The organism is Amorphoplanes digitatis (assembly GCF_014205335.1).
Classification (GTDB): Bacteria; Actinomycetota; Actinomycetes; order Mycobacteriales; family Micromonosporaceae; genus Actinoplanes; species Actinoplanes digitatus.
On the sequence record NZ_JACHNH010000001.1, the window covers coordinates 3,116,981 to 3,128,993 of the forward strand.

At 71.6% G+C, this 12,013-nt stretch carries 8 protein-coding genes; 6 read left to right on the top strand and 2 right to left on the bottom strand.

The window, feature by feature from the left end:
• The first annotated feature begins 10 nt into the window (after positions 1-10).
• From BJ971_RS13440 to BJ971_RS13465, 6 genes are all read left to right on the top strand, one after another.
• Complete coding sequence (locus BJ971_RS13440) at positions 11-865, top strand: class II fructose-bisphosphate aldolase (protein WP_184993032.1); 855 nt, start codon at positions 11-13, stop codon at positions 863-865.
• Positions 862-2,130: a Gfo/Idh/MocA family protein gene (locus BJ971_RS13445; RefSeq protein WP_184993033.1), complete on the top strand. Its 1,269-nt coding sequence runs from the start codon at positions 862-864 to the stop codon at positions 2,128-2,130. Before BJ971_RS13440 ends, BJ971_RS13445 begins: the two co-directional genes overlap by 4 nt.
• Before the next feature lie 169 nt (positions 2,131-2,299).
• On the top strand, positions 2,300-7,678 hold the full coding sequence (pulA, locus tag BJ971_RS13450) for a pullulanase-type alpha-1,6-glucosidase (protein ID WP_184998828.1): 5,379 nt from the start codon (positions 2,300-2,302) through the stop codon (positions 7,676-7,678).
• A gap of 126 nt (positions 7,679-7,804) precedes the next feature.
• Entirely contained in the window at positions 7,805-9,133 is a 1,329-nt protein-coding gene (locus BJ971_RS13455; protein ID WP_311772753.1) for an NAD(P)/FAD-dependent oxidoreductase, read from the top strand.
• Between the two features lie 135 nt (positions 9,134-9,268).
• Positions 9,269-10,099, top strand: coding sequence for a hypothetical protein (locus tag BJ971_RS13460; RefSeq protein ID WP_184993037.1), 831 nt, complete (start codon positions 9,269-9,271; stop codon positions 10,097-10,099).
• Positions 10,100-10,131: 32 nt separating this feature from the next.
• Positions 10,132-10,527, top strand: coding sequence for a hypothetical protein (locus BJ971_RS13465; protein ID WP_184993039.1), 396 nt, complete (start codon positions 10,132-10,134; stop codon positions 10,525-10,527).
• A gap of 105 nt (positions 10,528-10,632) precedes the next feature.
• On the opposite strand, the gene BJ971_RS13470 is transcribed toward BJ971_RS13465, so the two are convergent.
• Positions 10,633-10,821, bottom strand: coding sequence for a hypothetical protein (locus BJ971_RS13470; RefSeq protein ID WP_184993041.1), 189 nt, complete (start codon positions 10,819-10,821; stop codon positions 10,633-10,635).
• 6 nt (positions 10,822-10,827) lie between these two features.
• The gene (locus tag BJ971_RS13475) at positions 10,828-11,481 is read right to left on the bottom strand and encodes a hypothetical protein (RefSeq protein WP_184993043.1); all 654 of its coding nucleotides are present in this window, start codon (positions 11,479-11,481) and stop codon (positions 10,828-10,830) included.
• Positions 11,482-12,013: the final 532 nt, after the last annotated feature.

Below are 12,013 nucleotides of genomic sequence, written 5' to 3' on the forward strand. Positions count from 1 at the left end.
AGGAACCGCCATGCTCACACCGACCGCCGAGATCGTCGCCGCGGCCCGGGCCGCCGGCGGCGGCGTCGGCGCCTTCAACGTGATCACCGTCGAGCATGCCGAGGCGATCGTCACCGGCGCGGAGGAGGCCGGCCTGCCGGTGATCCTCCAGATCAGCGAGAACGCGGTCCGTTTCCACCAGGGCCGGCTCGCGCCGATCGCCGCCGCCGCGCGCGCCGTCGCCGACTCGTCCCGGGCGGCCGTCGCCCTGCACCTCGACCACGTGGAGAGCGACGAGCTGTTCGACCAGGCGGCGGCGCACGGCTTCGGCTCGGTCATGTACGACGCGTCGGCGAGCTCGTACGCCGACAACGTGGCCGCGACCGCGGCCGCGGTGCGGCGCGGGCGGCGGCGGGGCCTGTGGGTGGAGAGCGAACTCGGCGCGATCGGCGGCAAGGACGGCGCGCACGCGCCCGGCGCCCGCACCGATCCGGGCGAGGCCGCCGCGTACGTCGCGGCGACCGGCGTCGACGCGCTCGCCGTCGCGGTCGGCTCCTCGCACGCGATGCGCACCCGGACCGCGCGGCTCGACCACGAGCTGATCGGCCGGCTGCGTGCCGCGGTGCCGGTGCCGCTGGTGCTGCACGGCTCGTCGGGCGTGCCGGACGACGAGCTGGTCGCGGCGGTCCGGCACGGCATGGTGAAGATCAATATCGGGACGGCGCTGAACAGCGCGTTCACCGGCGCGGTCCGCGCGAGCCTGGACGGCGACGCCGCGCTCGTCGATCCCCGCCGGTACCTGGCGCCGGCCCGGGCCGCGATGGCCGGCACGGTCGCCGCGGCGCTGCGACTGCTGGCCGGCACGACCACCCCGGCGCACCGATGAGGCCCGTTGTCACGCTCGCACTGGTCGGTGCCGGGCTGCGCGGCCGGACGTACGCGCGGCACGCCGTCGCCGCCGGTGCGGGCCGGGTGGTCGCCGTCGCCGAGCCGGACCCGCGGCGCCGCGAGGCCGTCGCGGCCGAGTTCGGCATCGCCGCGGACCGGGTCTTCGCGGACTGGTCGCAACTGGCCGGCGCGGGCCGGCTCGCGGACGCGGCCGTCGTCGCCACCCAGGACCGCCTGCACCGCGATCCGGCGGTCCGGCTCGCCGACCTGGGCTACCACCTGTTGCTGGAGAAGCCGATGGCGCCGACGGAGGCGGAGGCCGCCGACATCGCCGCCGCTGCGCTGCGCAACGGGGTCATCGTCGCGGTCTGCCACGTGCTGCGCTACACCCCATACACCCGGCTGCTGCGGCGGGTGCTCGACGAGGGGCGGATCGGCCGCCTGGTCAACGTGCAGCACCTGGAGCCGGTCGGCTGGTGGCACCAGGCGCACTCGTTCGTGCGCGGCAACTGGAGCAGCACCGAGGAGTCCGGCCCGATGCTGCTCACCAAGTCCTGCCACGACATCGACTGGCTGGTGCACCTGTTCGGCGCGATCCCGGAGCGGGTCAGCTCGTTCGGCGGCCTGACGCACTTCCGGGCTGAGCACCGGCCCGAGGGCGCGGCCGAGCGCTGCCTGGACTGCCGGGTGGAGGCGGCCTGCCCGTACTCGGCGAAGCGGCTCTACCTCGCCGCCCTCGCCGACCCGGCCCGGCACTTCTGGCCGCTCGGCGCGGTCACCGAGGAGGCGACCGGGCCGGCGGTGCTGCACGCTTTGCGCACCGGGCCGTACGGCCGCTGCGTGTACGGCGCGGGCAACGACGTCGTCGACCACCAGGAGGTGTCGATGGCGTTCCCGGACGGCGCGACCTGCTCGTTCACGATGAGCGCGTTCACGCCGGCGGAGCACCGCCGCACGCGGCTCATGGGCACGCACGGCTACCTGGACGGCGACGGGGTACGGCTGCGGTACGTCGACTTCCGTACCGGCGCCGAGGAGGTCCTCGAGGTCGCCGCTGGCGATCCTTCGGCGGCCGGCGGGCACGCCGGCGGCGACCGGGGCCTGACCGAGGCGTTCCTGGCCGCGGTCGCGGCCGGCGACCCGGCGCTGATCTCCTCGGATGCGGCGCAAAGTCTTGCCACGCACCGGGTGGTCTGGGCCGCGGAGCGCGCCCGGCTCGAGGGGCGGGTGGTGCACCTGCGCCCGGACGGCGCGGCCGACTGAAGCCCCTATGTCCATATTGTTACTGGGGCGATGCGATGTAATTACGCGACAGTTACTGCAAGGTCTTGCAAGGGCCATCCGTCGAGGGTTAGCGTGCGTCCGTCGCCACCCATCGGAAGGCCTCAATGTGGAAATTCTGCTGCTCAGACGTCGTCTGAGCTTCGTCGTCATGCTGGTCCTCGCCGTGCTGCTCCCGGTGGCCTCCGCCGTGCCCGCGCGCGCGGCGAGCGGCGCCGAGCCGACCGCGGCGGCGCTCGCGAGCTGGGGCTTCGACCAGCGTCCCGCCCCCGCCGAGCAGTTCTACTTCGTCCTGCCGGACCGGTTCGCCAACGGCAACCCGGCCAACGACGACGGCGGGCTGGCCGGTGACCGGCTCTCGACCGGCTACGACCCCACCGACAAGGGCTTCTACCACGGTGGCGACCTCCAGGGCATCATCGACCGGCTGGACTACATCCAGGGGCTCGGCACCACCGCGATCTGGCTCGCGCCGGTCTTCAAGAACAAGCCCGTGCAGGGCCGCGGCGCCGACATCTCGGCCGGGTACCACGGCTACTGGATCACCGACTTCACCCAGGTCGACCCGCACTTCGGCACGAACGCCGACCTCGAGCGGCTGGTCAAGCTCGCGCACAAGCGCGGGATGAAGATCTTCCTCGACATCATCGTCAACCACACCGCGGACGTCATCAAGTACGCCGAGGACAAGTACACCTACATCGACAAGCCGACCTCGCCGTACACCGACGCGAAGGGGCGGCCGTTCGAGGACCGCAACTACGCCGACGGCACCCGGGCCTTCCCGAAGCTCAACGACGCGTCGTACCCGTACACCCCGGTGATCGACCCGAAGGACGCGCGGGCCAAGTCGCCGTCCTGGCTCAACGACCCGTCGATGTACCACAACCGCGGCGACTCGACGTTCGTCGGCGAGGACAGCGAGTACGGCGACTTCTTCGGCCTCGACGACCTGTTCACCGAGCGCCCCGAGGTCGTCAAGGGCATGACGAAGATCTACGGCGACTGGATCGCGAAGACCGGCATCGACGGCTACCGCCTCGACACGGTCAAGCACACGAACCTGGACTTCTGGCCGCAGTTCGCCGAGGGCATCGACGCCGCCGCCCGCAAGGCCGGCAAGAAGGACTTCTTCATGTTCGGCGAGGTCTACAGCGCCGACCAGGAGGTCGAGTCGACCTACGTGCGCCGCGGCGGCCTGCCGGCGACCCTGGACTTCTCCTTCCAGGCGGCCGCGAAGTCGTTCACCGCGGACGGCGGCACGGCCAAGGCACTCTCCGACCTCTACGCGCGGGACGACCTCTACACCTCGCCCGACACCGGCGCCGACCGGCTGCCGACCTTCCTCGGCAACCACGACATGGGCCGGATCGGCTCGTTCATACAGGGCGGCTCCGCCGACCCCGCCACCTACCTGCGCCGCGACCAGCTCGCGCACGAGCTGATGTTCCTCACCCGCGGCCAGCCGGTCGTCTACTCCGGCGACGAGCAGGGCTTCACCGGCCCCGGCGGCGACAAGGACGCCCGCCAGGACATGTTCGCGTCCAAGACGGCCGAGTACCTCGACGACGACCTGATCGGCACCGACCGCACCCACGCGAGCGCCAACTACGAGAGCAACCACCCGATCTACCGGACCATCAGGTCGCTCGCCGACGTGCGCAAGCTCCACCCGGCGCTCGTCGACGGCCTCCAGATCACCCGGTACGCGGCCGACGGCCCCGGCGTCTTCGCCACCTCGCGGATCGACCGCCGCACCAACGTCGAGTACGTGGTCGCCGCCAACAACGCGACCACCGCGCAGACCGTCACGCTCGACACCTGGACGCCGAACGCCTCCTTCGCGGGCGTCTACGGCGGCGCGGCGCCGGCCGCCACCGGCGCCGACGGCAAGCTGACCGTGCGGGTACCCGCGCTGTCGACCGTGGTGCTCAAGGCCGCGAAGCCGGTCGCCGTACCGGCGGCCGAGCCCACCGTGAAGTTCACCGCTCCCACGGCCGGCGCGCTCGTGCCGACCCGCGCCGAGCTCACCGCCGAGACCACCGGCGACCACCTCTCCACGGTCACCTTCGCCGCGCAGGTCGGCAACGGGCCGTGGCGTCCGCTCGGCACCGCCGACCGCGCGCCGTACCGGATCTACCACGACCTGACCGGCCTGGCCGGCGGCACCACGGTGAAGTACAAGGCGGTGGTGCGCGACGTTCGAGGACGCCTCGCGACCACCACGACGCAGATCAAGGTCGGCACGCCCGCGACCACCGCCGGGCCCGACTACGCGATCGTGCACTACCAGCGCCCCGCGGGCGACTACGACAACTGGGGGCTCTACACGTTCGGCGACATCGACCCGTCGGCCGCCACCGACTGGCCCGCCGGGCAGCCGTTCGACGGCGTGGACGCGTACGGGCGCTTCGCCTGGGTGAAGTTGAAGCCCGGCGCGAAGAACGTCGGATTCATCGTGGTCGACAAGAACGGCGTCAAGGACGTCGAGCAGGACCGCTTCCTCGACCCCGGTAAGAACCCCGAGATCTGGCTCAAGCAGGGCGACCCGGCGATCGTCACCACCGGGCCGGCCGCCGAGCAGGACCCGAACACCGCGGTCATCCACTACCGCCGCGCCGACAACGACTACGCCGGGTGGGGCATGCACGTCTGGTCCGGCGCGGCGAGCCCGACCGACTGGTCCGCGCCGCTCCCGCCCGCCTCGACCGACGACTACGGCGTGACGTTCCGGGTGCCGCTGGCGGCCGGGGCCACCGGGCTGAACTACATCATCCACAAGGGCGACGCCAAGGACCTGCCCGACGACCAGCGGCTCGACTTCGCCGCCGCCGGGCGTGAGGTCTGGCTGCTCGCCGGCGTACCGGACCGGCTGCTGCCCGTGGTGCGCAAGGCCGGCGGCGGCGTCGCCGACCTGAGCAAGTCGAACGCCGTCTGGATCGACCGGGAGACGATCGCCTGGAAGACCGGCACCGGCACGACGCTCGAGCCGGTCGGCGCGGGCACCGACGGCCGCGTGTACGACCTGGTCTGGGCGCCCGAGGGCGGCCTGAGCATCCTCGACGGCGAGCTGGCCGGCCCGCACGAGAGCGTCCGGCTCACCGCCCGGCGCAACGGCCTCACCGAGGCGCAGCGCGCGAAGAACCCGCACCTGTGGCAGTACCCGGCGTTCCGCACCGGCGACCTGTCCGGGCTCAAGGACGTGCTGCGCGGCCAGGTCGCGGTCACCGAGCGCGACGCCGAGGGCAAGCTGATCTCCGCCACCGGCGTGCAGACCGCCGGCGTCCTCGACGACATCTACGCCGACGCGGCCGACGAGGACCTCGGCCCGACCTTCGACGGCAAGCGGCCGACGCTCGCCGTCTGGGCGCCCACCGCCCGTACCGTCGCCCTCGAGCTCTTCGACGACCCGGCGGCGACCGCCAAGCAGGTGCCGATGACCCGCGACGCCGACACCGGCGTGTGGTCGGCGACCGGCACCAAGGACTGGAAGGGCAAGTACTACCGGTACCGGGTCACCGCGTGGCAGCCGGCCGCGGGCAAGGTCGTGACGGCGTCGGTGACCGACCCGTACTCGGTCGACCTGTCGGCCGACTCGACGCACAGCCGGATCACCGACCTGACCGACCCGGCGCTCGCGCCGGCGGGCTGGTCCGGGCTGCGCAAGCCGGAGTACACCCCCGGCCGGATCCAGATCTCGGAGCTCAGCGTCCGCGACTTCTCCATCGGCGACGAGACGGTGCCCCCGGCGCACCGCGGCACCTACGGTGCCTTCACCGACCCGCGGACCGCGGGCATGAAGCAGCTCAAGTCCCTGGCCGCGGCGGGCACCACCCACGTGCACCTGCTGCCGGTGTTCGACTTCGCCACCATCCCCGAGAAGCGCGCGGACCAGAAGCAGCCCGCCTGTGACCTGGCGAAGCTGCCGCCGGACTCCGACGAGCAGCAGAAGTGCGTCACGGCGGTCGCCGCGCAGGACGGCTTCAACTGGGGATACGACCCGCTGCACTACACGACGCCGGAGGGCGGCTACGCCGTCGACCCGGCCGCGCGGACCAAGGAGTTCCGGCAGATGGTCGCCGGGCTCAACGGCACCGGCCTGCGTGCGGTCATGGACGTCGTCTACAACCACACGTCGGCGGCCGGCACCGACCCGCACTCGGTGCTCGACCAGATCGTCCCCGGCTACTACCAGCGCCTGCTGGAGGACGGCACGGTGGCGAACTCGACCTGCTGCGCCAACACCGCGCCGGAGAACACGATGATGGGCAAGCTCGTCGTCGACTCGATCGTCACCTGGGCCAAGGCGTACAAGGTCGACGGTTTCCGCTTCGACCTGATGGGCCACCACCCGAAGGCGAACATCCTGGCCGTGCGGGCCGCGCTCGACAAGCTCACCCCGGCCCGGGACGGCGTCGACGGCAAGAAGATCTACCTGTACGGCGAGGGCTGGAACTTCGGCGAGATCGCCAACGACGCGCGCTTCGAGCAGGCCACCCAGGCCAACATGGCCGGCACCGGCATCGGGACGTTCAACGACCGGCTCCGCGACGCCGTGCGCGGCGGCGGCCCGTTCGACGGCAACCCGCGGATCCAGGGCTTCGCCTCCGGCCTGTTCACCGCCCCCAACGGCGACCCGATCAACGGGACGCCCGAGGAGCAGAAGGCCCGGCTGCTGCGCTACCAGGACCAGATCAAGGTGGGCCTGAGCGGCAACCTGGCGTCGTACCGGTTCGTCAACAGCGCGGGCACGCCGGTCACCGGCGCGCAGGTCGACTACAACGGGTCACCGGCGGGATACAACGCCGCGCCGGGCGAGGCGATCACCTACGTGGACGCGCACGACAACGAGATCCTGTACGACGCGTTCGCGTACAAGCTGCCGCAGGCGACCCCGGCGCTGGACCGCGCCAAGCTGCAGTCCGTGGCGCTGGCGACCACGGCGCTCGGCCAGGGCGTCGGCTTCGTCACCGCGGGCAGCGAACGGCTGCGCTCGAAGTCGCTCGACCGCAACTCGTTCAACTCCGGAGACTGGTTCAACCAGATCGCCTGGGACTGCACCAAGGGCAACGGCTTCGGCCGCGGCCTGCCCCCGGCGGCCGACAACGAGCCCAAGTGGCAGTACGCCAAGCCGCTGCTGGCCGACAAGGCGCTGGTGCCCGGCTGCGACGCGGTGAACCTCGCCGACGCGCGCTACCGGGAGCTGCTGGAGATCCGTAAGTCGTCGCCGGTCTTCGGCCTGCCGACGGCGGCGGAGGTACAGAAGCGGCTGTCGTTCCCGCTCTCGGGCACGGCCGAGACACCCGGTGTCATCACGATGCACCTCGACGGCCGCGGGCTGGACCGCCGCTGGAAGTCGGTAACGGTGGTCTTCAACGCCACCCCGGCCGCGGTGACCCAGACGGTCCCGGCGCTCTCGGGCGCGTCGATCGGCCTGCACCCGGCACAGCACGAGCCGGCGACGTTCGACCGGGCCACCGGCGCGTTCCGGGTGCCGGCCCGCACGACGGCGGTGTTCGTGCAGAACTGACCGGGCACGCCCCGGGCCACACGGCCTGCCGGTGGTCACCCTCCGCCCCGAGGGTGACCACCGGCGGGCGTTCGTGATCGTTGATACCGTCGCCTGATGCCTCAACGATCTGATGACAGGCACCGCGTGGTGGTCGTCGGAGCCGGCTTCGGCGGGCTCTTCGCCACCAAGTCCCTGCGCAAGGCCCCGGTGGACGTCACCCTGATCAACAGCACCGCCTACCACCTGTTCCAGCCGCTGCTCTACCAGGTGGCGACCGGCATCCTCTCGGAGGGCGAGATCGCCCCGCCGATCCGGGAGATCCTCCGGCGCCAGGGCAACGTGGACGTCAGGCTCGGCACGGTCACCGGCATCGACGCCACGGCCAGGACCGTGACGGTCGAGGCACCCGGCATCGACTACACCGTCGGCTACGACACCCTGATCGTCGCCGCCGGCGCGTCCCAGTCCTACTTCGGCAACGACGGCTACGCCGACCACGCACCCGGCATGAAGAGCATCGACGACGCGCTCGAGCTGCGCGCCCGCATCTTCGGCGCCTTCGAGCTGGCGGACCTGCAACCCGACCCCGCCGACGCGGAACGCTGGCTGACCTTCGTGGTCGTCGGCGCCGGCCCGACCGGCGTCGAGATGGCCGGCCAGATCGCCGAACTCGCCCACCGCAACCTGCCCGGCCAGTACCGCCACATCGACCCGCGCCGGGCCCGCGTCATCCTGGTGGACGCGCTCGACGCGGTGCTCAACACGTTCGGCGACCACCTGTCCACCCGCGCCCTGCGCCGGCTGCACCTGCTCGGCGTCGAGGTCGAGCTGGAGACCCGGGTCGTCGGCGTCGACGCGACCGGCATCGAGGTGGAGACCAAGCGCGGCCGACGGCGCATCGAGTCGATGACCAAGATGTGGGCCGCCGGCGTGGCCGCACCCCCACTGGCCACCCGCCTCGCCGAGGCGACCGGCGCCGCCACGGACCGGGCCGGCCGCCTGCGGGTGAACCCGGACTGCTCGCTGCCCGGACACCCGGAGATCTACGCGGTCGGCGACATGATGTCGCTCGACGCCCTGCCCGGCGTCGCGCAGGTCGCGATCCAGAGCGGCCGCTACGTCGCCGGCCAGATCAAGCGCCGCCTGGACGGCCGCGAACCCGGCCCGCCGTTCAAATACTTCGACAAGGGCAGCATGGCGACGATCTCCCGCTTCTCGGCGGTGGCGAGCGTCGGCCGGGTACGGGTGTCGGGCTTCCTCGGCTGGCTGATGTGGCTCGCCGTGCACCTGCTGTACCTGGTCGGCTTCAAGAACCGGGTGACGGCGGTGCTGCACTGGGCGGTCAGCTTCCTGGGCCGGGGCCGCTCGGAGCGCGTCTCGACGTTCCAGCAGGCCTACGCCCGCACCGCCGTCCGCGAATACGGCAACCCCTTCGACCGCTACACCACGAATCGGTCCTCCGACCCGTCCTGACCCCCGGGTTGCAGGCGTGGTGCCGTCCGGTTGCTCTTGTGTTCGGGTACCGAAATTCGGGCTAACCGCCCGCGACCCGGTGCCGAAGGTGTCTGTGTACGGGCAGTACACAGACATCAAACGGGGGATGGTCGAATGCGGGTTCGGGTAGGCGCGGCATCGGTGCTGATGGCGGCGACGGCGACCGGGATGGTGAGCCTCGCGGCGCCGGCCTCGGCGGCGGGCAAGGACGACGCCCTGACGCTGATGGTACCGACCCTTGCCACGATGCTTCCCGGCCAGCAGGGCTGGGTCAGCACCATGTGGCAGGCCGACCAGGACGTCTGCGACGTCCACGTGACCCTCACCGGCAAGGGCCCGACGGTCGGCTACCCGGCCAGCACCGGTGACCACTCGTCGTTCTACACCGCCGACACGCTCGCCGCGGGCAACCTCGACTACACCGCGTTCCGCGTCACGGCACCCGCCGCCGCGACCGCACCCGTCGCGCTGACGCTGAACGTGGACTACCGCCTGCTCCCGCCCGGGCAGATCAAGAAGGACGACGACCTCAAGGACAAGAAGGTCGTGTGCAGCGGGCCCAAGGGCAGCGTGACCCTGCCCGTGACCCTGCCCGTGACGCCGAGCACCGACCCGGCAGTGGTCCTGAAGACCGCCCCCGTCCTGATCAAGAAGGACACCCCGACCTGGGCCACGATCACCTTCCGGGGCAACAGGCCGAACCTGGACAACTTCCGCGTCACCCTCACCCCGCCGCCCGGGCTGACCGTCGTCTACCCCGGCGACCGCGACTCCGCGGGCCTCGACGGCGGCTCCGCCCTGCCCGTCGGCCAGGACGACTTCGTCCGCGTCCGCCTCGACGCCACCGCCTGGAACCAGCCCGCCGACGCCACCGTCCGCGTACCGGTCAAGGCCACCTACGACGGCGGCAGCTTCACCGGCTCGATCCTGCTCGGCGCCGTCTGATGACCCTGCCCACCATGCGAACGGAGCCGATCATGCGAGCACGCGCCACCCGCACCCTGACCCTCGCCGCGGCCGGCGCCGTGGCCGCGACAGCCCTGCTAGGACTCACCGCCTGCGGCACACAGGCCGACACCACCGCCGCGGCCCAGGTCGCCCCGGCCCAGCCCGCCGCGACCACCGAGGCCGCGCCCGCCGGCGGACCGCGCACGGCCGAGGACGCCTTCATCACGGCCACCGCCGCGCACCTGTGCACGGTGCAGTCCACCGTCTACGACAACCCCGCCGAGATGGCCAAGGCCTACGCCGCCACCCCGGCCTACCCCGGCCTCACCAAGGCCCAGGTCACCCAGCTCCGCGAGCGCCTCACCGCCGACGCCACCTTCGCCGACCGCCTCACCACCAACCTGCAGACCACCTGCAAACCCTGATCCGCCCCGCTCGACCGGCGCAACCAGACCAACCGGGCTCACGTGTCGAGGTATCCGTCCCGGTCGGTGGTGTCGCGGCTGCCCGGATCGGGCTCCTGGTGACGGTCAGCCGCGCCACCCGCGCGGCGAGTTCGACGACGGCGACGGCGAGTCCGGCGTCGCGGAATGCTGCCGCGACGGTCGGCTGGTGAGTTTGTGTGCGCTGATCGCGTACCCACCGGCGAGGACGAGGCCCAGGTCATCGCCGACGTTGAACACGATCTCGGCGAGCGTCCGATCAAAGTCGTCCACCACGCCGGGTCACGCCTGATTGAGCTCCCGGGTGGTGAGCCGCTTCACCTTGTGCCAATCGTCGCGCAGCAGCGCTGCGTCGACGTGGGCGGCGATGTCGGCGCGTTGCCCGCAACTCATCAGCGGCCATCGTAGCCCTCTCAGGAATGCCCCGACCGGTCTCGATTGCCGGCGCCGTGCGACAAGGATGGCGCGGTGGCCGCCGACCGACAGTAGGCCGGCGTGGTCGCCGGACTCGGGGATGCGGCTGTGTTCGACGACCGCTTTCTGGTCGGCACCGAGCGCGAACGCCGGCAGGGGAGTCTGCGGACCGGAGGGGATTTGAACCCCTGGTGGGGCATGGCACGCCAGTGGCCCCACGCGCCTTCTATTGCGGCGCTCATCTAAATATGCAGCCATTTCTTTATCGATGCTCGCCGCCGATAAAGTTGGCATGATCGAAAGTGGATCGGAAAGGACAAACGTCGGAGGCTCCGAGATAATGAATACATGCGGCAGCTTCAGTTCTTCACCAGCAGTGAGTTGGCCGCCATGCGTGACCGCACCGCATCCCGAAATTACTCCGTCGAGCGTGACGAGTTCCGCCGCGAGCACGAGCGGCACCGGGCATGGGGCTTGACACAACGCCATGCCCGGCGTCTGCGGCAGCTGCGCGGCCGACACGGTGAACACACTGCGGCAGGCCCGGCGGGGCGGTGGCCGGAGGACCCGCAACCCACCCGCCCGGCCGGGCCCGCCGACGTCGAACCGACCCGATGCCCGGCGGCGGGCCGCAGCACCTCGACCCATCAGGATCCGTCGCGGCGTCGCAGCCGGCTTGCCGTCGACAAGCCCGAACCCCCTGCACTACCGAGCCAACTGAGAAGCACAGACTCAACTGCCTCGCCGACCCGGAACAACCTGCGCGGAACGTCTCCTTCGGGCGAGGTCGCGCACCTGGTGGAACCTGCCCGGACATCTCGGTCGGGCGAGGTCGCGCACCTGGTGGAACCTGCCCGGACATCTCGGTCGGGCGAGGTTGCGCACCTGGTGGAACCTGCCCGGACATCTCGGTCGGGCGAGGTTGCACACCTGGTGGAATCTGCGCGGACGTCCTCACTGGACGAGACCACCGACGCGGCGGAACCGACCGAAGTGCATCCGCCGAACGAGGTTGCTGGTCAAGTGGAGATCGGCCAGCCGCGCTCGCCGGGCG